The 25,784-nt window shown below is 73.1% G+C and carries 20 protein-coding genes; 7 read left to right on the forward strand and 13 right to left on the reverse strand.

Going from position 1 to position 25,784, the window contains the following annotated elements:
* Positions 1-507 precede the first annotated feature (507 nt).
* Positions 508-1,176: a DNA-binding response regulator gene (locus tag B7C62_26195; protein ID ARF75351.1), complete on the forward strand. Its 669-nt coding sequence runs from the start codon at positions 508-510 to the stop codon at positions 1,174-1,176.
* A gap of 13 nt (positions 1,177-1,189) precedes the next feature.
* Here the strand turns inward: B7C62_26195 and B7C62_26200 are convergent, their stop codons facing one another.
* Complete coding sequence (locus B7C62_26200; protein ARF75352.1) at positions 1,190-3,517, reverse strand: glycogen debranching enzyme GlgX; 2,328 nt, start codon at positions 3,515-3,517, stop codon at positions 1,190-1,192.
* A 154-nt stretch (positions 3,518-3,671) separates the two neighbouring features.
* On the opposite strand from B7C62_26200, the gene B7C62_26205 reads away from it, so the two are divergent.
* The 6 genes from B7C62_26205 (at position 3,672) to B7C62_26230 (ending at position 10,604) form a co-directional block, all read left to right on the forward strand.
* Positions 3,672-4,913: a hypothetical protein gene (locus tag B7C62_26205; GenBank protein ARF75353.1), complete on the forward strand. Its 1,242-nt coding sequence runs from the start codon at positions 3,672-3,674 to the stop codon at positions 4,911-4,913.
* A 282-nt stretch (positions 4,914-5,195) separates the two neighbouring features.
* On the forward strand, positions 5,196-6,446 hold the full coding sequence (locus B7C62_26210; GenBank protein ARF75354.1) for a hypothetical protein: 1,251 nt from the start codon (positions 5,196-5,198) through the stop codon (positions 6,444-6,446).
* A gap of 116 nt (positions 6,447-6,562) precedes the next feature.
* On the forward strand, positions 6,563-7,330 hold the full coding sequence (locus tag B7C62_26215; GenBank protein ARF75355.1) for an enoyl-CoA hydratase: 768 nt from the start codon (positions 6,563-6,565) through the stop codon (positions 7,328-7,330).
* A gap of 303 nt (positions 7,331-7,633) precedes the next feature.
* Positions 7,634-8,149 carry a hypothetical protein gene (locus tag B7C62_26220; GenBank protein ARF77383.1) on the forward strand — a complete coding sequence of 172 codons (516 nt, stop codon included), beginning with the start codon at positions 7,634-7,636 and terminating at the stop codon, positions 8,147-8,149.
* Positions 8,150-8,532: 383 nt separating this feature from the next.
* On the forward strand, positions 8,533-9,357 hold the full coding sequence (locus B7C62_26225) for a polysaccharide deacetylase (GenBank protein ID ARF75356.1): 825 nt from the start codon (positions 8,533-8,535) through the stop codon (positions 9,355-9,357).
* A 71-nt stretch (positions 9,358-9,428) separates the two neighbouring features.
* The gene (locus B7C62_26230; protein ARF75357.1) at positions 9,429-10,604 is read left to right on the forward strand and encodes a copper resistance protein CopD; all 1,176 of its coding nucleotides are present in this window, start codon (positions 9,429-9,431) and stop codon (positions 10,602-10,604) included.
* On the opposite strand, the gene B7C62_26235 is transcribed toward B7C62_26230, so the two are convergent.
* The 12 genes from B7C62_26235 to B7C62_26290 all read right to left on the reverse strand — a co-directional run bounded on the left by B7C62_26235 (position 10,601) and on the right by B7C62_26290 (position 24,472).
* Entirely contained in the window at positions 10,601-12,067 is a 1,467-nt protein-coding gene (locus B7C62_26235) for a carboxylesterase (protein ID ARF75358.1), read from the reverse strand. The two genes, B7C62_26230 and B7C62_26235, sit on opposite strands and share 4 nt — an antisense overlap.
* A gap of 41 nt (positions 12,068-12,108) precedes the next feature.
* A complete protein-coding gene (locus B7C62_26240; GenBank protein ARF75359.1) occupies positions 12,109-14,442 on the reverse strand; it encodes an N-acetylmuramoyl-L-alanine amidase in 2,334 nt (777 codons plus the stop codon).
* Between the two features lie 319 nt (positions 14,443-14,761).
* Complete coding sequence (locus B7C62_26245; protein ARF75360.1) at positions 14,762-15,739, reverse strand: terpene cyclase; 978 nt, start codon at positions 15,737-15,739, stop codon at positions 14,762-14,764.
* Between the two features lie 408 nt (positions 15,740-16,147).
* Positions 16,148-16,921, reverse strand: a complete 774-nt coding sequence (locus tag B7C62_26250) for a zinc ribbon domain-containing protein (GenBank protein ID ARF77384.1) — start codon at positions 16,919-16,921, stop codon at positions 16,148-16,150.
* Positions 16,922-17,576: 655 nt separating this feature from the next.
* Positions 17,577-18,167, reverse strand: coding sequence for a phage tail protein (locus B7C62_26255; protein ARF75361.1), 591 nt, complete (start codon positions 18,165-18,167; stop codon positions 17,577-17,579).
* Positions 18,164-20,125 carry a putative baseplate assembly protein gene (locus B7C62_26260; protein ARF75362.1) on the reverse strand — a complete coding sequence of 654 codons (1,962 nt, stop codon included), beginning with the start codon at positions 20,123-20,125 and terminating at the stop codon, positions 18,164-18,166. The genes B7C62_26255 and B7C62_26260 overlap by 4 nt, the downstream gene beginning before the upstream one ends.
* Positions 20,125-20,550, reverse strand: coding sequence for a baseplate protein (locus B7C62_26265; protein ID ARF75363.1), 426 nt, complete (start codon positions 20,548-20,550; stop codon positions 20,125-20,127). Before B7C62_26265 ends, B7C62_26260 begins: the two co-directional genes overlap by 1 nt.
* A complete protein-coding gene (locus tag B7C62_26270) occupies positions 20,547-20,888 on the reverse strand; it encodes a hypothetical protein (protein ID ARF75364.1) in 342 nt (113 codons plus the stop codon). Before B7C62_26270 ends, B7C62_26265 begins: the two co-directional genes overlap by 4 nt.
* 56 nt (positions 20,889-20,944) lie before the next feature.
* Positions 20,945-22,714, reverse strand: a complete 1,770-nt coding sequence (locus B7C62_26275; protein ID ARF75365.1) for a type IV secretion protein Rhs — start codon at positions 22,712-22,714, stop codon at positions 20,945-20,947.
* Complete coding sequence (locus B7C62_26280; protein ARF75366.1) at positions 22,711-23,433, reverse strand: peptidase M23; 723 nt, start codon at positions 23,431-23,433, stop codon at positions 22,711-22,713. The genes B7C62_26275 and B7C62_26280 overlap by 4 nt, the downstream gene beginning before the upstream one ends.
* A 58-nt stretch (positions 23,434-23,491) precedes the next feature.
* On the reverse strand, positions 23,492-23,917 hold the full coding sequence (locus B7C62_26285; protein ARF75367.1) for a phage tail protein: 426 nt from the start codon (positions 23,915-23,917) through the stop codon (positions 23,492-23,494).
* Between the two features lie 72 nt (positions 23,918-23,989).
* Entirely contained in the window at positions 23,990-24,472 is a 483-nt protein-coding gene (locus B7C62_26290) for a hypothetical protein (protein ID ARF77385.1), read from the reverse strand.
* Between the last annotated feature and the right edge of the window lie 1,312 nt (positions 24,473-25,784).

Consider the following 25,784-nt stretch of genomic DNA (forward strand, 5'->3'; position numbering starts at 1 on the left):
CCCCCCCCGGACGGGCCCCCGCCGTGGTCGTCCCTGGCCGGGTGGGCGTGAGGCACGGTGTGGCGTTCCGGCCCCGGACGGGCTCGCCGTAAGGTCACCCCCGGTCGGGCGGGCGTGAGGCGCCGAAGACGGTTTCCCCCCGGGACGGGCCCCGCTGTAGGGCCCTCCCTGGTCGGGCGGGCGTGAGGCGCGGTATGGCGTCCCGGCCCCGACGGGCTCGCCGTAAGTCACCCCGGTCGGACGGCATGAGGCGCCGAAGACGGTTTCCGCCCCCGGACGGGCCCCGCCGTAAGGCCACCCCCATTCGGGCAGGCGTGAGGCACGGTATGGCGTCCCGGCCCCGGACGGGCCCGCCGTAAGGTCACCCCGGTCAGGCACGCGTGACGCGCCGACGACGGTTCCCGGCCCGCGCGCCCCGCGTACGGCCGCCCCTGGCCAGACACCCACGCCCCCCGCACGGCCGCCCCTGGCCAGACACCCACGCCCCGCCGTACGGTGACTCGTGCCATGATCGAGACTCCCAGTGACACCCCCGACAGGGCCCCCGCCATCACCCTCGTCCTCGTCGACGACCACCCCGTCGTCCGCGACGGCCTGCGCGGCATGTTCACCGCCGCGCCCGGCTTCGAGGTTCTCGGCGAGGCGTCGAACGGGGTCGACGCCCTCGATGCCGTCGAACGCCTCGATCCCGATGTCGTCCTGATGGACCTGCGGATGCCCGGCGGCGGGGGAGTGGCCGCCATCACCGAGCTGACCCGGCGCGGCTCCCGGGCCCGGGTCCTGGTGCTGACCACGTACGACACCGACTCCGACACGCTCCCCGCGATCGAGGCGGGCGCCACCGGCTATCTGCTCAAGGACGCCCCGCGCGAGGAGCTGTTCGCCGCCGTCCGGGCCGCCGCCGACGGGCGCAGCGTCCTGTCGCCCGCCGTGGCCTCCCGGCTGATGACCCGGGTCCGTACCCCCGCGACCCCCGCCGACGCGGCCCTCTCCGCCCGGGAGCGCGAGGTGCTGGTGCTGGTGGCGCGGGGGACGACGAACCGGGAGATCGCCGCCGAGCTCTTCATCAGCGAGGCGACCGTGAAGACCCACCTCACCCACATCTTCGCCAAGCTCGGCACCAAGGACCGGGCCGCGGCCGTCGCCGTCGGCTACGACCGGGGCATCCTCGGCTGACTTCCCGGTGCCCCTACGCGGCCACCCGCAGCAGCAGCACCGAGCGGGCCGGGACGGTCAGCTCCGTACCGCCGTCCAGGACCGTGCCGGGCGGTTCGGCCTGGTCCTCCCGGGAGGTGTCCAGGACCAGTTCGTACCGCTCCGCCCACGGGGCTCCCGGCAGCTCGAAGGCGACCGGGTCCGCGCCCGCGTGCAGGACCGCCAGGAAGCTGTCGTCGGTGACCGGCTCGCCGCGCGCGTCCCGCCCGGGGATGTCCCGGCCCGAGAGGTAGAGGCCGAGCGTGGCGGCGGGCGCGTACCAGTCGCCCTCCGTCATCTCCCGGCCGTCCCGGGTGAACCACGCCAGGTCCCGCAGCCCGTCCGGCGCCTGGGCCCGGCCCGAGAAGAACGCGCGGCGGCGCAGCACCGGATGGGTCTGGCGCAGCTTCAGCACCCGGGCCGTCAGCGCGGTGAGCTCGCGCCACTCGGGCTGCTCCAGCAGCGACCAGTCCAGCCAGCCGATCTCGTTGTCCTGGCAGTAGGCGTTGTTGTTGCCGCCCTGCGTACGGCCCATCTCGTCGCCCGCCACCAGCATCGGGACCCCGGTGGAGAGCAGCAGCGTGGTGAGCAGGTTGCGGAGCTGGCGGCGGCGCAGCGCGTTGATCTCCGGGTCGTCGCTCTCGCCCTCGGCCCCGCAGTTCCACGCCCGGTTGTCGCTGGTCCCGTCCCGGTTGCCCTCGCCGTTGGCCTCGTTGTGCTTGTGCTCGTAGGAGACCAGGTCGCGCAGGGTGAAGCCGTCGTGCGCGGTGACGAAGTTGACCGAGGCGTACGGGCGGCGGCCGCCCCAGGCGTAGAGGTCGCTGGAGCCGGTCAGCCGGTAGCCGAGATCCCGTACGTCGGGGAGCGCGCCGCGCCAGAAGTCCCGTACGGCGTCGCGGTAGCGGTCGTTCCACTCCGTCCAGAGCGGCGGGAACGCGCCGACCTGGTAGCCGCCGCTGCCCACGTCCCAGGGCTCCGCGATCAGCTTGACCCGGCGCAGCACCGGGTCCTGGGCGATGACGGCGAGGAAAGGGGAGAGCATGTCGACGTCGTGCATCGAACGGGCGAGCGCCGCCGCCAGGTCGAAGCGGAAGCCGTCGACGCCCATCTCGGTGACCCAGTAGCGCAGCGAGTCGGTGATGAGCCGCAGCACCTGGGGCTGGACGACGTGCAGGGTGTTGCCGCAGCCGGTGTAGTCGGCGTAGCGGCGGGGGTCCTGCTGGAGGCGGTAGTAGCCCCGGTTGTCGATGCCGCGCAGGGAGAGCATCGGGCCAAGCTCGCCCGCCTCGGCGGTGTGGTTGTAGACGACGTCGAGGATGACCTCGATCCCGGCGCTGTGCAGGGCGTGCACCATCCGTTTGAACTCGCCGACCTGCCCGCCCGCCGATCCGGATGCGGAGTAGTCGGCGTGCGGGGCGAAGTAGCCGATGGAGTTGTAGCCCCAGTAGTTGTGCAGCCCGCGCCGCAGCAGATGGTCCTCGTGAGCGAACTGGTGGACCGGCAGCAGCTCCACCGCCGTCACCCCGAGCCGGGTCAGATGGTCGATCGCGGCCGGGTGCGCCAGCCCGGCGTAGGTGCCGCGCAGCTCCGGCGGGATGTCCGGGTGGAGCTTGGTGAAGCCGCGTACGTGGAGTTCGTAGATGACCGAGTCGGCCCACGGCGTCTTCGGGCGGCGGTCCTCCACCCAGTCGTCGTCATCATGGACGACGACGCCCTTGGGGACGTACGGGGCCGAGTCCCGCTCGTCGCGCACGGTGTCGGCCACATGCTGGTCGGGCCAGTCCCTCATATGGCCGTACACCTCGGGCGGCAGGGTGAAGGTGCCGTCGACCGCACGGGCGTACGGGTCCAGGAGCAGCTTGGCCGCGTTCCAGCGGGCGCCGGTCCAGGGGTCCCAGCGGCCGTGCACCCGGTAGCCGTACCGCTGGCCGGGCCGGACCCCGGGCAGGAAGCCGTGCCAGATCTCGTGGGTCAGCTCGGTGAGCGGGCAGCGGGTCTCGGTGCCGTCCTCCTCGAAGAGGCACACCTCGACCGCCTCGGCCCCGCCCGCCCAGAGCGCGAAATTGGTACCCGCCACCCCGTCGGGGCCGACCCGGAAGCGGGCCCCCAGCGGCATGGGCGCCCCGGGCCACACGACGGGGGCGCGGGGCCCGGCGCGTACGGCTCCGGTGGCCGCGGCGATCCCCGTGCTCGTCGTGAACTCCGTGCTCTCGGTGAACTCCGTCCGTACGGTGACGGGTGCGGCCCGCCCCGGTGGCCGGCCGGGCTCCACCGCCGTCCCGGCCGGGTCCTGTACTGCCTCCTGATCGGCTGCGCTCGACATCGTGTCGCCTCCCGCGGCTCATGAGGACGGGCACCGGAAAGGGGGCGCGCGACGTCCCGGCCGCGGCCCTCTCCTGGTAGTCCTTCCCTCTGTTCTGCCCACCGAGGGGCCCGCACTCACGTTTCCCCCGACCGGCCCTGGTCGTTGGGGGAGCGTGAACCACGTAGCGAAGAGCGCACGGGCGGGCTCGGCCGCCGTGCTGACATGGGCAGGACTGCTCACCGTGCTGGCCCTGCTGACGGGATGCACCGATACGAGGGAGGCCCTGCGAGGCGGCGCTTCGGGCTCGCCCCCGGATGTGATCGCCATCTTCCCGGAGAACGGGGCGAAGGAGGTCGACGCGGAGACCCGAATCCGGGTGAAGATCCCCGACGGCCGGCTGGAGAGCGTCAAGGTGATGCGGATCGAGGACGCGCAGCAGCAGACGGTGGCGGGGCGCATCGCGGAGGACGGCCTCTCCTGGAACCCGGAGCCCGGCGCGGCCCGGCTCGCCCTGGCCGCGAAGTACAGCATCGACGCGGTGGCGGTGGACGCGTCCGGACAGCGCTCGGCCCGCCACTCCACGTTCACCACGCTCGTCCCCGAGCACCGCTTCATCGGCTACTTCAAGCCGGAGAACCGGTCCACCGTGGGCACGGGCATGATCGTCTCCTTCTCCTTCAACCGGCCCATCGCCGACCGCGCGGCCGTGCAGAAGGCCATCCGGGTGACCGCGGAACCGGAGGTGGAGGTCGTCGGCCACTGGTTCGGCAAGGACCGGCTCGACTTCCGGCCCCGGGAGTACTGGAAGCCCGGCACCGAGGTCACCGTGGACATCGGACTGCGGGACGTGGAGGGCGCCCCGAAGGTCTACGGCAGCCAGGACAAGAAGGTCACCTTCACCGTCGGCCGCTCCCAGGTCTCCACCGTCGACGCGGAGGCCAAGACCATGGAGGTACGGAAGGACGGCGAGCTGGTCAGTACGGTCCCGATCACCGCCGGGGCCCCGAAGACGACCACGTACAACGGGAAGATGGTCGTCACCGAGCTGCACGAGGTGACCCGGATGAACGGCGCCACCGTCGGCTTCACGGACGACGAGGGCAAGGGCGAGTACGACATCAAGGACGTCCCGCACGCCATCCGGCTCACCACCTCCGGCACCTTTCTGCACGGCAACTACTGGGCCGACGAGTCCGTCTTCGGCAAGGAGAACGTCAGCCACGGCTGCATCGGGCTGCGCGACGCGAAGGGCGGCAGCGCCACCACCCCGGGCGGCTGGTTCTTCGACCGGACGCTGATCGGGGACGTGGTGGAGGTCGTCAACTCGAAGGACAAGAAGGTCGCGCCGGACAACGGGCTTGGCGGCTGGAACATGGACTGGGCGAAGTGGAAGGCGGGCTCCGCCCTGCGCTGAGAACTCCGCGGCCCCTGCGCCGAGACCTCCGCCGCCCGTGCGCCGAGACCCCTGCTGCCTCCGCGCTCGGCCCCCCGCCGACTCTGCGCCGAGACCCCCGCCGCCGGGTGTCCCGTACCCCGTCCCACCTGCGCGGCTCTCCGCGTCAGTTGGGACGGAACGGTGACATTCCGGGGGGAGTCCCCCGCGCCCACGGTGTGATTATCTTGCCTGTAGTGCGCATGTGCAGCGTGCGGGGGTGCGGGCCACGGCGATGCCGGGCCCGGCGAGGGGAGAACCACAGTGAACGGGCAGCCGATATCGGGGGCATCGGCCGGGGCGGCCAGGAAGCGGCGCGGCGGATCGGGGCCCCTGGCCCTGGCCCTGGGAGCCATGCTGGTGCTGGTGACGGCGTGCGGGGGCAGCGCGGAGGCCGAGAGCAAGGGCGGCGCGGCAGGGAAGAGCAGCCCGAAGGCGGAGGACACCACGGCCTCGCAGGCGGTGGTGACCATCGCCCCGGAGGACGGCGCGAAGGCCGTGGCGACCAGCGGCGCGCTGAAGATCACCGCCGCGCAGGGCAAGCTGACCACGGTCAAGGTCGCCGACCCCGAGGGCAACGAGATCGAGGGCGAGATCGCGGCCGACGGCGCGAGCTGGGTGCCGGAGCGGCACCTCGCCGCCGCCACCAAGTACGCGGTGCACGCGGTCGCCGAGGACGAGAAGGGCCGTGAGTCGGCCAAGGACACCACCTTCACCACGCTGGTGCCGGAGAACACCTTCATCGGGCACTACACACCGGAGGACGGCTCCACCGTCGGGGTCGGCATGCCGGTCTCCATCAACTTCACCCGGGGCATCACCGAGCCCGACGCGGTGGAGAAGGGCATCAAGGTCACCGCCGATCCGCCGGTCGAGATCGAGAGCCACTGGTTCGGCAACGACCGCCTCGACTTCCGCCCGGAGCACTACTGGAAGCCCGGTACGAAGGTGAGCGTCGAGCTCAGCCTCGACGGTGTGGAGGGACGGCCGGGGGTCTACGGCAAGCAGGCCAAGACGGTGACGTTCACCATCGGCCGCAGCCAGGTCTCCACCGTGGACGCGAGCACCAAGCGGATGAAGGTCGTCCGCGACGGCAAGGAGATCAAGGACATCCCGATCTCGGCGGGCGCCCCGGCGACGACCACGTACAACGGTCAGATGGTCATCAGCGAGAAGCTCAAGGTGACCCGGATGAACGGCGCCACCGTCGGCTTCGGCGGCGAGTACGACATCAAGGACGTGCCGCACGCCATGCGGCTCTCCACCTCGGGCACCTTCCTGCACGGCAACTACTGGGGCGCGTCCTCCATCTTCGGCACCACCAACACCAGCCACGGCTGCATCGGTCTGCGCGATGTGCGCGGCGGCTACGACGGCCAGACCCCGGCGGCCTGGTTCTACAACAAGTCCCTCCTCGGTGACGTGGTCATCGTGAAGAACTCCAAGGACAAGCAGATCCAGCCGGACAACGGCCTCAACGGCTGGAACATGGACTGGGAGGAGTGGAAGAAGTAGGCCCCGGCCGCGGCTTCTTCCGTACGACCCCGGTTTCTCCGTACGACCCCGGCGGGCCCGGTGCTGTGACCAACGGCACCGGGCCCGCCCGCGTTAGCAGTGGTTAACCTGCCTCCATGACTGTGACCCTCGAAGTACGCGACAACGTCGGCACGATCCTGCTGGACCGGCCGCCGATGAACGCCCTGGACGTGGCGGTCCAGGACCGGCTGCGGGAGCTCGCCGACGAGGCCACCCGGCGCGAGGACGTGCGCGCGGTCGTCCTCTACGGCGGCGAGAAGGTGTTCGCGGCCGGAGCGGACATCAAGGAGATGCAGGCGATGGACCACACGGCGATGGTCCTGCGCTCCAAGGCGCTCCAGGACTCCTTCACCGCCGTCGCCCGCATCCCCAAGCCCGTCGTCGCCGCCGTCACCGGCTACGCGCTCGGCGGCGGCTGCGAACTGGCCCTCTGCGCCGACTACCGCATCGCCGCGGAGAACGCCAAGCTCGGCCAGCCGGAGATCCTGCTCGGGCTGATCCCGGGCGCCGGCGGCACCCAGCGGCTCGCCCGGCTGATCGGCCCCTCCCGGGCCAAGGACCTCATCTTCACCGGCCGTATGGTCAAGGCGGAGGAGGCCCTGACGCTGGGTCTCGTGGACCGTGTGGTGCCCGCCGCCGAGGTCTACGAGCAGGCGCACGCCTGGGCGGCCAGGCTGGCGAAGGGGCCCGCGCTGGCGCTGCGCGCGGCGAAGGAGTCGATCGACGCCGGACTGGAGACGGACATCGACACCGGGCTCACCGTCGAGCGGAACTGGTTCGCCGGGCTGTTCGCCACCGAGGACCGCGAGCGCGGGATGCGCAGCTTCGTGGAGGAGGGCCCGGGCAAGGCGAAGTTCCTCTGAGCGCGCCCCGCCGGGCGGCCACCGCTTCTTCTGAAGGCCGTTCTCTGGGCGGGCCCCCGCTTTTGGATGCGCTCCCGACGCGGGTTCATCCCTCCGAGCGCATTATCCGGACCTTAAGGCAACCTTAAGGTCCGGTGCCGCCCCCCTCGGGGCAATCCCGCGCGGGAGGGGTATCGCCGCAGTTCACAGCGGCTCCGAAGGGGCTCGTTCTGCCGCTGGCATATGTCAACTGCCCTCTGCGGAATGAGGTGTTCCGGGGGGCGGATTCCCCCGGAACGGCCCCGGACGGCGATGTGTGCGTTCATGATGGTGGGCATGGCGGGCCTGGAGGGTGTGGATCAGCCGCGACCGCGCAGCAGCGCGACAGCGGCACGCTGGACGTCGGGCATGGATGACGAACAGGCGTTCAAGGCGCTGGAGTTGTTCGGAAATCCGACCGAGAAGGAAGTCCTGCTGCCGTCGCGGCCGGAGTCCGCGGCGTCCGCCCGTCGGCTCACCTCCTGCGTGGTGCTCCGGCAGTGGGCGCTCTCGCCGCAGACCGCCGAGTACGCCGTGCTGCTCGTCTCCGAGCTCGTCGGCAACGCGGTGCGCCACACCGGCGCCCGCGTCTTCGGGTTACGGATGGTGCGCCGTCGGGGCTGGATTCGGATCGAGGTGCGCGACCCCTCGCGCGGGCTGCCGTGTCTGATGCCGGTGCGCGAGATGGACATCAGCGGGCGAGGGCTCTTCCTCGTCGACAAGCTCTCCGACCGGTGGGGGGTGGATCTGCTGCCGCGCGGCAAGACCACCTGGTTCGAGATGCGCATCTCCGACCGCTGACGGGGCATGGCCCGGGGATGCACAGAAGCCCCCGGTCGGCCGTGGTGCGGCGCAGCGGGGGCTTCTGTGGGGAGGCCGTGAAATGTGGGGTGTGTCCACGGCCGCTGATGGCGACCTCGCCCGGGTCAATGGGGGTCGTGGCTCCGACTATGGCAGACGGGCGACCCCGGTGCCAAAGAGGCATGTCGGGCGATTCTCGTACCAAACGGGCATATCTTGACTGAATCGCAGGTGTGCTCGGTCACGCGCCTGGCTTTCCATGCATTTTTATGGCACCCCCTGAATGATTCATAGATCATTCGGGGAATCGGTCAATCGTTATATTTCGCCCGTTCCGCCTCTACTGTGTTCCGGGGATTCCGTGGAACGCGAGGTGGTCGGGCATGGACGGACGCAGGACGCCGATGCGCCGCCGCGATGCGCTGGGCGCCGGGGCCGGGCTGCTCGCTGCCGTCGCCGCGGCGGGCTGTGCGCGAGGCGGCGACGGCAGCGGCGACAGGAACGGGGGCGGCGGGCCCGGAGCCGCCGGGGCGTCCGCGAGCTCCTCCCCGACCCCGTCCCCGTACGCATCCGACCCCGCCCCCGCCGTCCCGCGCCGCTTCCCCGGGCAGCCCGTCCAGATCACCCACGGCCCCCGCGACCGGCCCCGGATCGCCCTCACCTTCGACGGCCGGGGCGATCCGGACCTCGCCCGCGCCGCGCTCGCCCGGATCGAACGGGCCGGGGCCCGGGTCACCGTCCTCGCCGTCGGCAGCTGGCTCGACGCCCACCCCGGTATGGCCCGCCGCATCCTCGACGGCGGCCACGAGCTCGGCAACCACACCCAGCACCACCGCGACCTCACCGCCCTCGACGAGCGCACGGCGTACGAGGAGATCACCGCCTGCGCCCGGCGGCTGCACCGGCTCACCGGCTCCATCGGCACCTGGTTCCGCGCCTCGCCAGGACCGGACGCCAGCCCGCTCGTCCAGCGCCTCGCCCAGCGGGCCGGGTACCCGCACGTCCTCTCGTACGACGTCGAGTCGCTCGACCACGCGGCGAACGGAGTACCGGCCGTCACCCGCAAGGTGGCGGGCGAGCTCCGGTACGGGTCCGTGGTCGGGATGGGCTTCGGCCACCCCGTCACCGTGGCCGCGCTGCCCCTGCTCCTCACCGAGATCGACCGGCGCGGCCTGCGCGCGGTGACGGCCACGGAGCTGCTGAGCTGACCCCGCCCGGCGTACCGGCGGACCTTGCGCGGCTTGCTGTGCGTTTGTCCACCGGAGAGGATCGAGCCGTGATGTACTCCGGACCTCCCGCCGATCCGGCCGCCCCGACGCCCCCGCCCGGCCCCGACACGCCGTCCGCCACGGTGCCTTCGGGCATGCCGTCCGGCGTGCTGCCCCCGGGCGCGCCGTCCGCCTCACCGGCTGCCGCGCCGGTCGTCGCCGTCACCGCCGAGGTGCTGCCGTCCGGCGACCGGTCCGAGCTGGCAGGGAAGGCAGGGAAGCCAGGAAACCCCGAGAGGTCCGGGAAGGCCGGGCCGCCCCGGTCCGTCATGACCGCCGCCCTCGTCGCGGCCGGCCTCCTGGCGCTCCTCGTCGCCCTGTTCGGCCCCGGGGCCGTGGCGCGCGGCACCGGGGAGCTGCGGATACCCGGCGCAGGGCTCACCACCCTGCTCCGTACCGTCCTGTTCACGGCGCTCGCCCTGCACCTCGGCGAGCTCGTCGCCCCGCAGCTCATCCGGCCCGTCCGCGGCCGGCCCCGTACCGCCGTACGGAGCTGGGCCGTCTGCGCCGCCGTCGCCGGGGCCGCCGCCGCGGCCGGGCAGATCGTCCAGCTCGCCGCCGTCAGCGGTCTCGGGATCACCGACACGTACGCCACCCGGGACGGCGGGCTGCTCCTCCTCATCGCCAACGGCTTCGTCCTGGCCGCCTTCTGCGCCCGGAGCAAGCGCCCCGCCCTCGCTCTCGCCCCGCTCGCCGTCGTCATCGGCGCGGAGGCCCTGCGCGCCCACCCGGAGGCGTACAGCCCGGAGATCGGCGCCGCCCTCACCGTCGTCCACCTCACCGCCGCGTCCCTGTGGACCGGGGGGCTGCTGTACGTGCTGCGGACCATGTGGCTCTGGCGCGGTTCGCCGGTCGCCGCCCGGGCGCTGCTCGGCCGGTACGCGCGCCTGGCGATCTGGCTGTTCGTCGCCCTCGCCGTCACCGGCACCGCCTCCACCCTGCGGCGGCTGCCGCTGGACGTGGTGTTCACCTCCGCCTACGGGCGCACCCTGCTGGTCAAGCTGGCGCTGATGGTGGTGGTCAGCGCGCTGGCGCTGGCGGCCCGGCGGCGGATGCTCCGCGACACCGACCCGGCGCTCGCCCACCGCCTGGCCCGCCGCGAACAGGCCGTCCTGGGGCTGGTCGTGGTGGTCTCGGCGATCCTCACCGTGGTCCCCGACCCGCACTGGATCAGCATGCGCCCCTAAGGCTTCGCGCGGTACGGGTCCCAGCCCCGCAACTCGTCGTCGCGCGGGGCCAGGACGAGCGCCGGTCCGTCCGGGCCGAAGTGCTCCACCGGCCGGGACGCGTCCCAGGACGGCCAGCCAGGCTCGCCCGTCGTCGCGAAGTCCACCCAGGCCCGGTGCATCGCGTCCGCCAGCTCCTGCGGTGCGTCCGGGCCGGTCAGGGCCCGGGTGTCGGGGTGGGCCAGCGTGTCGAAGACGAAGCCGAGCTCCAGCGCGTGGCAGGCCCCGAGCCGCTGTACGGGGGAGGGCCAGCCGAACTCGTAGACGTACGTGGACCCCTCCGCGCCCGTCCGCGCGTCGGCCAGGCGGTTGAGCGGGACCCGCAGCAGCAGGTCGGTGGCGAGGGCGCCGAGGAGTTCGCCGGGGGTGGCGCCGGGGCGGTTGGCCCGGTAGACGCGGGCGGTGGCGTTCGGGACCTTGAACTTCAGCAGGGCCAGGCGGAGCTTGAGCCTGCCGATCCGCTCGATCAGCCCGCCGGGGACGAACCAGAGCCGGTACTCCTCGGTGTTCGTCCCCATCAGCAGGTCGACCCCGGCGGCGGCGCCCGTGCGCAGGGCCTCGGCCGGGTCCCGGGTCAGCAGTTCGCCGTCCACCACGAGCTGGAACGCGTTGCGGCCGGTCAGCGGGTTGCCGCCGCTCGTCACCCCGGTCTGCGCGGTCAGCAGGGCCGCCGGGTCCACGGCGGCCAGGGCGGCGGCCGTGGCGGGGACCCCGAGCCGCTTCGCGATCAGCCGGGTCGTCCCGCGCGCGGCCTCCGGGTCCAGGGCGGCGGGCGCCCCGCTCTGGAGCACCGCCCGCCGGAACAGCCCGGCCGCCCGGTCCGTGGCCAGCAGGGCGGCCACGCTCACCGCCCCGGCCGACTCCCCGGCCACCGTCACCCGGTCCGGGTCCCCGCCGAACCCCGCGATGTTGTCCCGCACCCACTCCAGGGCGGCCAGCTGGTCCAGCAGCCCCCGGTTGGCGGGCGCGTCCGGGAAGAGGCCGAAGCCCTCGATGCCCAGGCGGTAGTTGACGGAGACCAGCACCACCCCGTCCCGGGCGAACGCGGACCCGTCGTAGACCGGAACCGCCGAGGAGCCGTGCAGCAGCGAACCGCCGTGGATCCAGACGAGGACGGGGAGTCCCGCGGCCTCCGTGGAGGGCGTCCACACATTGAGGTTGAGCCACCCGTCGCCCGGCACTTCCGGGTCCGGCAGCAGCCGGTCCAGCGGCGGGGCGTAAGGGCGCTTGGGGGCCGTCGGCCCGTACGTGACCGCCTCCCGCACGCCCTCCCACGGCTCCGGCGGCTCCGGCGCGCGGAACCTCCGCGCGCCGACCGGGGGCGCCGCGTACGGGATGCCGCGGAAGACCGCGACACCCCGCTCCACCGCACCGCGTACCGTGCCCTGCGCGGTCCTGGCCGTGGCCTCCACGATGTCGGACATGGTGTCTGCCCACCCCTCTCGCGGTGCGGTGGTCGGGGCGCCTACCTCAGGTAGACCAGCCCGTCCGTGGTGATGGCCGGGCGGCCCTTCGTACCGACCACCACGATCTTGACCGTGTGCTTGCCGCTGGACGCCCAGGAGGTCGTCCAGATCGCGTCCCGGTACTTGGTGGCGGAGGACTTCAGGTCCACCGTGGCCACCTTCTTGCCGTCGACATAGACGTATGCCTGCCCCGAAGTGGCGGCCCGTGACACCACCCAGGAGGCTGACCTGCCGGTGAACGTCCAGGTCAGGCTGGCCTTCTTGGCGCTGCTGGAGAGCGACTTGCCACCCAGGTAGCTCTTGGAGGACTTCGTCGTCCACTTGCCGGTCTTCTTGGCGGCGGACTCCTGGAGGATGACCGGGCTGCCGGTGACCGAGGCGGCGGCCGTGTTGCCCGCGTGGTCGTACGCCGTCATCTTCCAGGCGGTCGCCTTGCGGGGCTTCGCGGTGTGCGAGGCGCTGCCCGTCGTCGGGCCGTACGTCTTCGCGACGGGCGCGGTGAGCCGGACCTCCTTGAGGGCGGCGGCGTCCGTGGCCTTCCACCTCAGGGTGAGCGGGACCGCGTCGGCGTTCACCGTGCCGGTGCGCAGCGTGAGGGCGGGCTTGGTGGTGAAGGCGGGGGGCGTCTTCTCGGCGACGACCGTGGCGGCGGCCGATGTGGTCGTCTTGCCCGACTGGTGGGTGGCCCGGACCTGCACGGAGTGCCTGCCGACCGGGAGGGCGGCCGAGGCCGAGGTGACGTTGCCCTTGACGGTGGCCACCGGCTTTCCGCCGACGAGGAGTTCGTAACTCCTGACGAAGGAGGCGGGGGTGGTCGTCTTCCAGCCGACGGTGACGTTCGACTTCGTGTAGTACGTGGAGCCCGAGGCGCTCGCCCCGGTCACCGAGGCGATGGTGAGCCCGGTGACCGATCCGCCGGCCAGGGAGCGGACGGCGGGGAGCTGCCCGTAGAGGCTTCCGCCGGGGCACTGGGTGTTGAAGCCGTCGCGGTGCCCGGAGATCTGCTGGAAGGGGTACTCCTTGCCCGCGGCGAACTTCGTCCCGAAGAAGTTCCCGCCCGCCGCCCCGGCGGTCAGCATCACCGTGCCGGCCGGGTCGCCCTTGTACTGGCCGAGCTTCCACGCGGCGATCCGGGCGACCGAGGTGGTCGCGGCGCTCGCGGCCTTGGTGTCCGTGTGCATGCCGATCACGGCGATGCCGGTGGTGTCCCGGTTGAAGCCGTAGGTGTGCGCGCCCAGCACGGCCCGGTCCGCGCCGCCCTTGCGGCCCTCGAAGATCGTGCCGCACTTGTCGACCACGAAGTTGTAGCCGAGGTCCTTCCAGCCGTTCGACTTCACGTGGTACGTGTGCAGCCCGCGCACGATGGCCGCGGAGTCGGCGCAGGAGTAGGAGTTGGTCTGCGCGGTGTGGTGGACGAAGACCGCCTTGACCCTGTCCAGGTAGTCCGGGGCCTCCTTGCTGATCGACTCGTCGGCCTTCCAGTCGGCCCGCGAGACGATCGGGGGCCGCGGAGCCGTGGACGGCGGGCCGGGCGGCAGCGGCGGGGTCGTGGAGGGGCTGGGCGTCGGCGAGGCGGACGGCGGCTTCGGGGACGCGGTGGTCCGGCTCGGCGTGGGGCTCGGCGGCGTCGGGGAGGGGGACTCGACCGTCGGGGTGGGGGTGGGGGACGGCTCGGCCGTCTCCTCGCCCGGCTCCTCCGTCGGCGTACCCGAGGGGGTCTCATCGCCGGGCGAGGGATCGTCCGACGGGGTCTCCGTCTCCTCCACGGCGAACGCGGCCGGTTCGGCGGCGAAGGCGGCCGGTTCGGCGGCGAGCGGGGTGGTGCTGCCGCCCGGGTCGACGGTGTCCAGCCGCAGCCCGGCGGGGAGCCCGGCCTTCACCCCGTTCCCGGCGGTGACCCGGACCTCGACACCGTTCGACGGGCCGACCCAGCGCGGTTCGGTGGTGCCCCGGACGCCGGTCCGGCCGGCCTCGGTGCGCCCGTCGATCTCGGTGTCCAGCGGCAGCCAGCCCGTCCACGTGCCGGTGGCGGCGGAGCGGGTACGGGCCTCGATCCGGCCGGTCACCTGGGCGGCGGGGTCGGCCCAGGTGACGCCGAGGAGGCTGAACGGCTCGGTGGAGCGCTGCGGGAGGGCGGCGGAGCTGCCGTCCTCGGAGGTCGTGAGCGGGGTCCGGTACACATCCGCCTCGACGGGAGCGGACTTCGCATCCGCCCCGCTCTTGCCATCACCGTCGGGGTCCGAACCGCCCGTCACGCCCTGGAACACCAGGACGCCCGTCACCGCCGCCGTGGCGACGGCGGCCGTGGTCCATATTCTTCGCTGTGATCTCACGTGTGTGGTTTCCCCGAGGACTGTGGTGGAAGGCATGGCGTGCCGAAGACATGACATTCCGACCGGTCAGTCGCTGACCGGGGGCGCGACGCAGTGGTCGGCCCGGCCGGTGGGGCGACCCGGGACATGCTTGCGCGGGACAGTCTTCCATGCGGCCACAGCCGACCGGGCTTGTTCCTTCCCGAACGGTCGCGATGTGATCCGATCGATCTCTTACGGCGCGTCCGACCGGCTCTGTGCGGTCGGTCCGGTCGGTCCGGGGGGTGTTCGGCCCCGGGGCCCGGGAGGCTTCCGCCTCCCGGGCCCCGGCCGTCGTCTCTCAGGCGGCGAAGTACTGGGACATCGATGCGCGGGCGTCCGGCTCCACCAGATCCGGGCGGGTGTAGCGCTCGGCGCGTGCGTGGTAGTCGAAGTCGCCCCGCACCAGCCCCCGGTAGTCCTGTACGCAGCGTTCCAGGGCGGCCCGGGTCGGGTCGGCGATTCCCGCCGCCTCGATTTCCTCGATCAGCTCCTTTTCCGCCCGCACCACGCGCTCGGCGATTCTGGCCAGCTGAATTCCGGCCTCGTCGACGGCTTCCTGGAGGGTGGAGCCCCGGTCGCGCTGGATGAGCCGTACCGCATTGTGCTCATATCCGAGGGCGGCCTCCTTCTCGAACGAGCAGATGTCGTTGCAGAGCCCCGAATGATCGGTGACCGCGTTCCGCAGGGCGATGTACGCGGGCAGACTGCGGGCGGAATCCGGCAGATCGATTCCGGCGGTGATCTCATGGAGATCGAGGAACGGCTGCATGGCCACCGAGTCCCGCCGGTGCTTGACGAAGTCCACCCGGCTCGGCACCTGTCCGGCCGCCCGCTCGACCGCCTCGGCGTAGTACGTCCAGAGCCAGGCCGCCGTGTCCCGCCGGAACTGCCGGTTCCACCGGTCGGACCGGTCGCGGCAGGTCCGCTCGCGCAGCCCCGCGAGCGCGTGCTCCATCGGCCCGCGCGGCGCGGCCCCGTCGAACACGTCCACCAGCCGGGTGATCGCCGCCTCGCACATCAGGGGATCACGGCCGGCCGGGCCGTCATCGAACTCGTCGTCCACCAGGAAAGCCCAGAAGAGCCACTGGCAGAAAAGATCGAGATGGTGCTGGGACGCCTTCGGGAAGATGAGGGAAATCCAGAGTTCGGGGCGTGTCCGGATCATCTTCTTCCGGGCCGGTACGGAGAGATTCAGACCTTCCGATTCAGCCCATTCCCAGGCGGCCTGCCGGGTTTCGGCCAAGCCCGGATTGCACCCTGCGCTCTGGAACGGCATGTGAAACGCCGGTAACGCGATATGGCTCATTGCTGCCCCTCGTCGAATGAGTCGGAATGAAGGATGGGAGCGGCGCATTCCTGGAGATCGCGTACGGGGCGGGTCCAGGGGAAAAGCTGCCGCCGCACTTCCGGAGAACCCGGCCGAGAGGCGGCCGTACGAGGTGAGGTGGCCATCGCTGTCCTCTCTCCGCTGCCGGGGGACCGGGGTGCCGGAGCAGGGTCGACGGGCCGACGGGAGCGGTACCGTCACCATGCGTGAGGCCCAGTCAACCGCTAGTTGAACGTTGAGGGAAGTCAACTGTGACCGAAAGTGCGTGATCGCTGAAAACTTCCTGAGCACCTCTGGGTACGTTGTGCACTTCTGGGACTGGTCGGACCCGGGTGCCGGGTGCGACCGCTCCGGGTGTCAGGTGCGCTTGAAGAACTCGACCTCACCGACCGCGATCGGCCGCCCGCCGCCCTGTCCCGCCGCCTCCCGCAGGACGAGCCGGACGGAGACGACATCGCTGATGCCCGTCCGTACCGTCTGCTGCCCCGGCTTGTCGTTGAGCGTCAGCTCCTGCTCGTGGACCGTGCCGTCCGCCGTCGTGACGATCAGATCCGCCCGGGTCGGCCGGGGCTCCTGCCGGAACTCCTCGGGCTCCTTCGACGCCCCGGTGTGCAGGACGACCCCGACCAGCCGGAACGGCGTACCGAAGGTGCACGTCAGCGACGCGCCGAGGGCGGGGGCGCCCCAGTACTTGTTGGTCAGGCCGTCGACGGCCGCCCGCGCCGGATGGCCGGGGGCCGCGCCGCTCGCGGTCACCCCGGTGGGGCTGATCTCCGCCGTACCGCCGAGCTTGTCCCGGACGTCCTCGAAGAGCACCCGCCCGGCGGGCAGGAACAGGAAGCCCGCGAACAGCAGGCCGACGACCGCCAGGACCATCAGGACGCGCCGCAGCGCCCGGCCCGACCGGACCCGCACCCGGCGGCGGAACGGCCACACCGTGCGCCACCACGGCAGGGGCGCGGGGCGCTCCTCGGGCCGCAGCGGTGCCGCGCAGCGTCGGCAGAACCGCCGCCCGGGCAGGTTCGGCGTACCGCAGGCCGGACACGGCGGCCCCTCCGCCGCCTCGTCCGCCTCCACCGGCCGCACGACGGGCCGCCGGGCGACGGGCTTCGCGGGCTGGACGGCACCGATGGGTTCCTCGGCCGGGTCCTCCCGCCGCACGGCTGGTGGCGTCACGGGCGCGGCCGGGCGTACGGGGGCGGGGTGCGGGGGGTGTTGCGGGCGTACGGGGGCGGGGCGCGCGACCTCCGGGGCGGCGGGCGGCCGGGGCGGGGCCGCGGGGGCGGGCGGCGACGCGGGTGGCGGCACGGGCGGGGTGGCGGGCGCCGCCGCCGGACGTGGGGGCACCACGGGGGGAGCGGCTGGTTCGGCGGCCCGGCCGGGCTCCGCCGCCGGAGGTGCCGGGTCCGCGGCCGGGGCGGGCGGCTGCTCCTGGTCGGTACGACGATCGCGGGCGGGGCCGGAGGCGTGCTCGGGGGCAGGGCTTTGCGGTGCCGGTGCCGGTGCCGGTGCCGGTGTTGGTGGGGTCGGTGCCTGTGCTGGTGGGGCTGGAGTGGGCGTCGGGGGCGGCGTCGGCTCCGGAGCCGGGACCTGGACCGGAGCCGCAGCCGACTGAGGCTGCGGTTCCGCGGCAGGCTCCGGCTCCGGAACAGGCTCCGGCTCCGGAGCCCGTGCCGTCGAGGGGCGCCGGGGCTCCGAGGACCACCCCAGGTACGACCCGCAGTTCCCGCAGAAGTCGTCGTTCTCGCCGTTGGCCGTACCGCATGCTGGACACGAGCGCATCGCGTCAGCCCCCCGTCGTCTCTGCGGTCGTCCCGGGCGGCGCCTCGGGCGGGCCCGGCAGGACCTCCACCCGGCACGTGAGGTGCACGGGGCACGAGGCCGTGACGACGTCCAGGACGCGCGCCGCGTCCACCGTGGCTCCCGGCGCCACCGGCCAGACCCGGACGAACAGTTCACCGGTCGGGGCCGGAGGCAGCGCCGTACCGGGCCGGGACGACCATGCCACGCCCCCGCCGTCCCGTACGTCGGCGTGCACGCCGAAGCAGAGCCGGAGGTGGTCCACCAGACCGCGCCGGGTGCCGCGCCACCGGTGCAGCTCCACCGCCCGTGCCACCACCGCGCGTTGCAGCTCCGGCGGCCAGTCGGGGTCGACGCCCGCGCCCACCCAGGTCGCCAGCCAGGGCAGGAAGTCGGCCGGGGCCAGGGCCGGGTCGAAGTAGGCGGGCAGGTTGTCCAGGGTGGAGAGGACCGGTGCCAGTACGGTGTCGAGCCCGGCCGTGAACCGCTGGGCCAGGTCGTCGTCGGCGTACAGGGCGGGCAGCAGCTCACCGAGCGGGTAGCGGCTGGGCAGCCCGGGTACGGAGGCCCGGCTCATGCCCCCTCACCCGGCCCGCCCGCCGTGACGATCACCTGGTGCTGGTGGGAGAAGACCAGCGCGCCCGGAGCCACGTCGATCCGGTCCACCGCACCCCCGCGCCGCCCGGTGATCGGGTCCGCCGGGAAGAGCCGGACCTCCTCCACCAGCCCGGCGCCCCGCACCTGCTGGAGCACGGCGAACACCTCCCCGTACTGCACGGGCCTCCCGAACGGCCACCCCGTACCGTCCGCACCGCCCCGCAGCGGGTCGATCAGCCGGAACAGGGCCTCCAGCGCCTCCGCGCGCACCCGGTCCACCTCGGCCGGGGCCGCGACCAGCCGGGCCACCACCGTGACGCCCTGGTAGGCGGGCGGCTCCACGACCAGCCGGGTGCCCACCAGACGGCGTTCGTCCAGCCGTTCGGCCACCGCCGCCAGCACCTGGTCCGAGGGGATCAGCTGCTCGAACCGCAGATGGCCGCCCTCGTCGGGCACCGCGTCCGGCACCACCAGGACCCGTACCGCACCGCCCTCGCCCGCGACGGCCGGCAGACACCGTACCCGGCGCAGGGACGGCGCGGCCTCCCGGGCGATGACCTCGTGGTCCCGGGCCGTGACCGCCCGTTCCTGCACCCGCAGGATGTTGGGGGCGCGCACCTTGGCGTTCTCGACGCTCTCGCCGTCCACGCCGCCGCTCGCCGCCTCCCGGTTGTCGACCCCCGCGACGTACGGGACCGAGCTGCGCAGCACGGAGATCGCTCCCCGGGCCACGTTCCCGGCCGCACCACCGCCCGTGCGGTAGCGGGGGACGCGGAGCTGGGCGCCCTTCTCCGGGACGGCCCCGTACGCGCGCATCGTGCCGTCCGGCTCCCGTACCTCCGGCGGGAACGCGAACTCGCCCGATACGGCGTCGATCCGGACGTGCCGGTCACCGGGCGCGGAGGCCCCGAAGTGCTCGACGGGCGTCCAGACCTGCCAGCCCTCGGCGGTCGACACCTGGACCACCGGCGGGTCGCCGTCCAGCAGCAGCGGCACCCGGCTCACCGAGAACCGCTGCCCGGCCACGCCCTCGGAGACCCCGAGGGGCACGTCGAGCACGGTCTCCGCGTGCTCGACGGCGGCCGTACCGCCGACCGTGAAGACCTCGGCCTCGCGGATCGTCGGCGACTCGGAGTAGAACGGCTGGCCCGGCTCGGGCGGGGTCACCCGGCAGCGCAGCCACCCCGCCCGCGTCCCCGCGACGACGGACGCGGTGTGCCCGGCCGGGACGAACACGATGACCTCGCCCGGCCGGTTCAGCCCGCCCGTGCTGTCGTCCCCGGTCGCGCACTCCACCCACCGGACCCCGTCCCACGCCTCCCACACCAGCGGCGGCTGCCTCGGGTCGACGCCCACGCCCTCCACCCGGCTGTCCAGGCGGACGGCGACGATGCAGCGCGGTACGGCGGTGGGCAGCCCGAACAGCAGCGCGTCCCCCGGCTCCGGGCGCGGCGAGAAGCACGGGATGTCCTTGCCCGCGCCGAGCGGCCCGGTGCGGTCGGTCTGGTCACCGGTCTTCGGCGCGGTCACCAGCCGGACCAGCTCGCTCGGCACGATCGGCAGATCCTCGGAGGTGGTGAACACGACCGGTTCCTCGGCCTCGCCGCGCGCGGTCGCCACCTCCGTACCGGCGGACAGGTGCACGGTCTCCGGCTGCGGGGCGGAGAGCCAGAAGTCGACCTCGGCACGGGCCACGGTGGGCGGGAACAGCGTCACGCCGAGCAGGTCCAGGAAGGCCGCGTAGTTCTTGTCCGGCACCCGGTTCAGCCGGTACAGCAGCTGGTCGACCATGTACGCGAACGTCTCGATCAGGGTCACCCCGGGGTCCGACACATTGTGGTCGGTCCACTCCGGCGAGCGCTGCTGGACGTATCGCTTGGCCTCGTCGACGAGCTGCTGGAACCGCCGGTCGTCCAGGTTGGGGGAGGGGAGGGCCATCAGCGCACACCCGCTTCGGACGAGCCTTCTTCCGACGGGATCGTATAGAAGGGGAACACCAGGTTCCGCAGGTCGTTGGTGGCCCGCACGGTGTAGCGCACGTCGATGTAGAGCGTGCCCTCCTCGATCGCGTCGAACGCGATCACCACGTCCGTCACCTCGATGCGCGGCTCCCACCGCTCCAGCGACGTACGGACCTCCTGGGCGATCCGCCCGGCGGTCGCGCCGTCGCCGGGCGCGAAGACGTAGTCGTGGATGCCGCAGCCGAACTCCGGCCGCATCGGCCGCTCGCCCGGAGCCGTACCGAGGATCAGGCCGATGGCCTCCTCGATCTCCTTGTCCCGTTCCACCAGGGCGATCCCGCCGGTCGGGCCGGTGCGCAGGGGGAAGCCCCAGCCGCGCCCGATGAAACCGCTGCCGCTCATATCGGGCCTCCGATCAGGACGTTCGGCGCGCCGGTGAGGATGACCGCACCGCAGGTGGTCTTGTCGCCCACCCGGGCGGCGGGCATGCCGCCGATCAGCACCTGGCCCGTGAGCGCCGCCGCCGGGTTGGGCAGGATCACATTGGCGGCCGCGAGCGCCGCGTGCGGCGGGACGACGCAGACATGCACGCTGCCCGGACGGGGCGGGGCGGCGCTCGTGGTGACGGCCGCGGGCCGACCGCCGATCCACACGGTGGCCACGGCCGGCGCACCCGGCGGCGGAGGGCCGATGACGCCACCGTGGGCGGTGCTGTCGCCCGTACGGGCTGCGGGGGGCATGGCCGGGGTTCTCCTAGCTGTGGAAAGGGAGTTGGGGGTGAGGGGGAGGGCTGGCGTCAGTTGATGCGGATCAGCTTGGCCTTCAGCACGGCGAGCAGGCCGCCGTCCACGGTGACCCCCGTCTTGCCGTTGATGGTCACCGAACGCCCCTTGACCTCGACGTTCCCCGTACCGGCGTCGAGCGTGATGCCCGACGAGGAGAGCGTCACGGAGCTCTGCGGGCGCCGGGAGCCGGGGGCGAAGACGGTCAGCGCGATCTCGTTCTTCCGCTCGTCCAGCAGGACTTCGAGCCGCTTGTTCCCGCTGGCCAGCCGGACCCCGGACGGGCCGCGCGGGGTGTCCAGCAGCTCCAGCCGGTTGCCCGAACGGGACACCAGGGAACGGCGGTTGACCTTGCCGCTGGTCTTGTCGACAAGGGGCACGTCGTGCTCGGACGGCCGGTCGATCCCGTTGTAGAGGCCGCCCAGCACATACGGGCTGTCCAGCAGCCCCTGCTCGAAGCCGACCAGCACCTCGTCGTTGACCTCGGGGCTGAACACCCCGCCGCCGCCGTTGCCGCCCCACTGCACCGTACGGACCCAGTCGGTGACGTACGTGTCGTCCAGCCAGGGGAACTTCAGCCGCACCCAGCCGCGTTGGCCCTTGCCCTCGCGGATGTCGGTGACCACGCCGATCGCCAGCCCCGGCATACGGGGACCGCGCGAGGGGGCGCCGCCGCCGGTCAGCCCGGCCAGGGAACGGTCGGGCGAGGCGCTGACGACCACGGTGGTGCGGTAGCCGCCGTCCGGTTCCAGGACGTGGTGGGCGGCGGTGGCGGTGTAGCGCCCGGAGAAGGTCGGGCCGACGTTGCCGAGGGCCACGGGGGCGCCCGCCCGCAGCTGCGGATTCCCGAAGGCCACCGCCTCGATCTCGCCGAAGCCCGAGCTGACCGAGGCCGCCACCGCCCCGGCGACGGCCGTGGTCTCCGCCTGGGTGCGGTACGGGGTGTCGGCGACGGTCACCCGGGCGCTCGCGCCGAACGCCCCGGCCGCCACCGACGGGCTCATCCCCGGCACCACGGTGTCGCTGCGGACGGACTGCTCCCGCGCCACCAGCCGCGTCTTGGTGTCGACGTTCCAGCCGCGCACCTCCACGTCCCCGGCCCCGTCCGCGCCGGTCACGACCGCCCGCAGGGAGAGCAGGTTGTCCCCGTACTCCAGGACCATCGGGTTCTTGGCGGCCCGGGTGTCGGGCGAGGGCGCCGACGACGCGGGCTTCGGCCTGGTGAACTGGAGCACGCCCTGATCGTCCACCCGCACCTGCGCCCCGCTCTCGGCGGCCAGATGCTGGAGGAACTCCCAGTCGGACACATTGGGCTGGGTCAGCTGCTTGTACGTGATCGGCGCCGCCTCGACCGTCCCGCAGGCCAGCCCGGCGCCCGCGGCGACCTTGCGGACGATGTCCGCCGTCTTCATGTTCCGGTACGCCACCACCTTCCGGCCGCGCTGGAGCCGGTGCGCCTTGGAGAGGGCCCGGATCACGGTGAACGTCCCGGTGGTGTCGTGGTCCAGCTCGATCGCCGTGACCTCCCCGGTGAACAGCCGCTCGCGGACCCGCTCCTGCACGGTGACGACGGAGATCTTCAGCGGCGTACCGAGGGTGATCCCGCTCTCGCTGAGCAGATCGTGGTCCGGGTCCCGGTACATCAGCACGGCGGTGTCCGGCAGCCCGACGTTCTCGTCGACCACACAGCTCACCAGCTGGGCGGCCCAGCCCAGGGGCAGTTCGGCGGGGATCTCCACGATCGGGTCGGCGGCGAAGGAGCGCCCCGGGGAGGCGGGGCTCATCGGCCGCCCTCCGCGAGGTGGTCTTCCAGTCCGGGCACGAGGAGTTCACTGCCGGGGACCAACTGCATGGGGTTGTCGATGCCGTTGGCCTCCGCGATCGTCCGCCAGGCGGTGGCGTCGCCGTACTCCCGCCAGGCGAGCAGCGGCAGACTGTCCCCGGCCACCACCCGGTGCGTCCGCCGCGCCTCCTTCGAACCCGAGGTGGGGTTCTGGCCCGCCGGATCGACGCTCGCCTCCTCGATGGAGAGCGAACAGGTGGCGCGGAGCGGCTTTCCGTCCACGTCGAACAGAGTGTAGGAGACCGAGAGGTTGGAGAGTACGCCGTCGAACGAGGTCGTCCTCGACGTACCCCAGTCGAACCGCACCCAGGGGCTCGCGGGCGTCTTGCGCGCGAGGCTGGTCGGCGTGGGCACACAGGCGATCATCAGCTGCTCCACCGCCTTCTCCACGGAGTTGTCATGGGTGGCCGTCGCATCGAGGAAGACCTCCAGGGAGAGCGACCGGGGCCCGCTCCCGACGAACTCGGGCAGCGCGGACTGCCCGGCCATCCGCGACGGAGTGCGCCGCCACTCGGTGCTCTTGCTCAGCGACAGCTTGTTCGGGTTGAACTGGAGGGTGAGCTGCGCGAGTCGGCCACCCGGCTTGGCGCCCACCGTCGACGGCGGCTCCATGATGGTCAGTTGGGCGCGTGCGCGGCTCGCACGGAGAGAGAGCGACATGGCGTTCCTCCTTCCTGGTTTGCGGGAGCGATGGCGGTGACAGCGATGTGACGGTGCATCAGGAGGGCTCCAGGCCCTCGTGCGCGATCTCCAGCGTCTCGATGGCCGCCTGGGAGTTGGCGGGATCGAAGGACGGGCCCTGCCAGCGCACGGGGACGATCCCCTGCACCTGCCAGCTGATGATCCGGCTGAGGTCCGGCCGCAGGGCGACGATCTCGCCGTCCTTGGGCTCGACCCGCTGGATCGTCTCGTTCAGCCAGCGCGCGATCTTCATCGTGTCGGCGGTGACCGGGCGGGTCAGCGTGATGTTGGTCCAGGTGATGCGCCCCGGCAGCTGCCAGGTGAAGCCGTTGTTGCCGCCCTCGGCGTACGTCTCCATCTCCACCTCGGCGCCCAGACCCGAGCAGGTGTGGAAGGCCCCCAGGTCGCTGCCGCCGATCACGAGCTTGAAGTACACGCTCGTCGCGAAGATGTTGTCCGTCATGCCGTTTCTCTTCTTCTCTGCTGGTGCGGTTCCTGCGGTTCCTGCGGGGGGTGCCGGGCCGGGGCACCGCTGTCAGCGGCGGCCGTCGTGGAGCCGCCCGGCGCGCTCCCGCCCGCGGCGCATGTCGGCGCGGATGAGCCGGCTCACGGGGTCGAGGAGACGGCGGGCCAGCTCCTCGATCTCGGCTCCGGTGATGCGGCCGGCCGCGTTGGTCCCGTCGGCCGTGGTGGCTGCTGAGTTCGCCGCGCTTCCGGCGTTCGCCGCGTCTCCCGTGGTCTCGTCGGCGCCTGTGCGCTGGACGGCCTTCGGTGAAGTGCCCTTCGACGGGACCGCCTTGACCGGGACACCGGTGATACCCGCCTGGGCGGCCACGCGCTGGAGGACCTGCGCCTGCGTCTCGGGGCGCCCCGTGGTGCCGGTGCCGGTGCTCGCGGTGGCCGGGCGTGGCGGGACCCGTACGGCGAGGCTCGGCGGCCCTTGCGGAGGAGCGCCGCCGCCGGGGGCCGGTCCGGCGGGCGGAGGGCCGGCCGGGTCGGGCACCACCGGCAACGGCATCCGCTGGACGGGGACGACGGTGGCTCCGGGCCGGGGCGCCGCGGGCGGATGCGGCCGGACGACCGGGACCGGGCGGGCGTGCGGGGTGGAGCGGTGCGCCGGGGTGCTCGCGGTGTGCGGGGCGCGGGGTGGGGACGGGGGAGCCGAGGACGCCGTGGAGGTCATGTGCGGCATCGACGGGGAGGTGGGCGCGGGGGGCGTCGGCCGGGTGGTGGGCGGCTGCGGGGTGTACTGGTGGGGTGCGCCGGAGTTGGCCGGGCCGGACGCTGATGGCGACGGCGACGGCGACGGCGACGGCGACGGTGTGGAGCCTGCCGGGGAAGGGGGCGTCGAGCCCCGTACCGTACGCCGCTGCACGAGCCGTGTGAGCGCCCCGCCGACTGCGGACCGGGCCTTGGAGGGGGCGGCCCCGGGGTGTTCGGTGGTGGGGGGCGGGGGTGCGTGGGCCGGTGCCGTCGGTGGTGGTGCGCCGGGGCGCGGGGTCTCCGTGCGCGGCCCGCTGGACGGTGGAGCCGGGCGCCGGGGCCGGGGTTGTGGCCGGTCCGGAGGTACGGGAAGTGGTGTGCCGGTGCGTCGTGGCCGGGGGTGTCCGGTGCTTCCAGGGGTGGGGGGGTACCTGCCTGGGGGGTGTCCGGCTGGGTGGTTGCGGCCTGCGTGGGTCCGGTCCGTGTGGGTCCGGTCCGTGTGAGCCCGGGCGTCGGTGCACCGGAGGCTGTCGTACCGGTGCCTGCCGTACCGGAGTTGCCGGTGCTCGGCTCCGGCTGCGGTACGTCGCGGCGCCAGGTGGCTGCCACGACCGGGCGGGCCGGACTGCCGCCTGCCGTGGTCGGTGCGGGGGGTGCGGAGAACCCTTCGGCGGAACCGGTGTTGATCTTCAGGGACCGGCCCGAGAGCAGGGTGCGCGTCCGCTGGACGGTGGGCGGGAGCGATCCGATGGCGGTGGGGGAAGGGGTGGCGGTGGCTGGGCCGCCTTCCCGCTTCGGGCCGATGCTGCGGATACGGACCGGCGCCGGGGGAGGGGCTGGGGAGGCGGCGGTGCCGGGTGCGGGTGCACCCGTCCCCGTACCCGTGCTCGTATGCGTACGTGTCGGGGGGCGCTCGCCGTCCACCGCGCGCTGTACGGGTGCGGTGTGCGCGGGCGCGGCGGACGAGCGGACCGGCAGCTCGGAAGGGGTGCCCGGGGCGGCGGCCGGTGGTGCGGCGGCCTGCGGGGGCGTGTTCCGGGGGGCCGGTGTGGCCGAGGGGCCCGGCTGGGTACGGCGCCGGTCCCCGAGGAGGGGGGCGTCGGGCTGGAGCCGGGCGGTCGGGGGGA

It is taken from the genome of Kitasatospora albolonga (genome assembly GCA_002082585.1).
In the GTDB taxonomy this organism is placed as follows: domain Bacteria; phylum Actinomycetota; class Actinomycetes; order Streptomycetales; family Streptomycetaceae; genus Streptomyces; species Streptomyces stephensoniae.

Coding starts and splice junctions, on each gene's coding strand:
- B7C62_26225 (ARF75356.1), top strand. CDS start 8,533: ATGGACGGACGCAGGACGCCGATGCGCCGCCGCGATGCGCTGGGCGCC.
- B7C62_26235 (ARF75358.1), bottom strand. CDS start 12,067: ATGTCCGACATCGTGGAGGCCACGGCCAGGACCGCGCAGGGCACGGTA.
- B7C62_26290 (ARF77385.1), bottom strand. CDS start 24,472: ATGCCGTTGCCGGTGGTGCCCGACCCGGCCGGCCCTCCGCCCGCCGGA.
- B7C62_26280 (ARF75366.1), bottom strand. CDS start 23,433: ATGTCGCTCTCTCTCCGTGCGAGCCGCGCACGCGCCCAACTGACCATC.
- B7C62_26230 (ARF75357.1), top strand. CDS start 9,429: ATGTACTCCGGACCTCCCGCCGATCCGGCCGCCCCGACGCCCCCGCCC.
- B7C62_26285 (ARF75367.1), bottom strand. CDS start 23,917: ATGACGGACAACATCTTCGCGACGAGCGTGTACTTCAAGCTCGTGATC.
- B7C62_26220 (ARF77383.1), top strand. CDS start 7,634: ATGATGGTGGGCATGGCGGGCCTGGAGGGTGTGGATCAGCCGCGACCG.
- B7C62_26265 (ARF75363.1), bottom strand. CDS start 20,550: ATGAGCGGCAGCGGTTTCATCGGGCGCGGCTGGGGCTTCCCCCTGCGC.
- B7C62_26260 (ARF75362.1), bottom strand. CDS start 20,125: ATGGCCCTCCCCTCCCCCAACCTGGACGACCGGCGGTTCCAGCAGCTC.
- B7C62_26270 (ARF75364.1), bottom strand. CDS start 20,888: ATGCCCCCCGCAGCCCGTACGGGCGACAGCACCGCCCACGGTGGCGTC.
- B7C62_26215 (ARF75355.1), top strand. CDS start 6,563: ATGACTGTGACCCTCGAAGTACGCGACAACGTCGGCACGATCCTGCTG.
- B7C62_26200 (ARF75352.1), bottom strand. CDS start 3,517: ATGTCGAGCGCAGCCGATCAGGAGGCAGTACAGGACCCGGCCGGGACG.
- B7C62_26195 (ARF75351.1), top strand. CDS start 508: ATGATCGAGACTCCCAGTGACACCCCCGACAGGGCCCCCGCCATCACC.
- B7C62_26255 (ARF75361.1), bottom strand. CDS start 18,167: ATGAGCCGGGCCTCCGTACCCGGGCTGCCCAGCCGCTACCCGCTCGGT.
- B7C62_26245 (ARF75360.1), bottom strand. CDS start 15,739: ATGCCGTTCCAGAGCGCAGGGTGCAATCCGGGCTTGGCCGAAACCCGG.
- B7C62_26275 (ARF75365.1), bottom strand. CDS start 22,714: ATGAGCCCCGCCTCCCCGGGGCGCTCCTTCGCCGCCGACCCGATCGTG.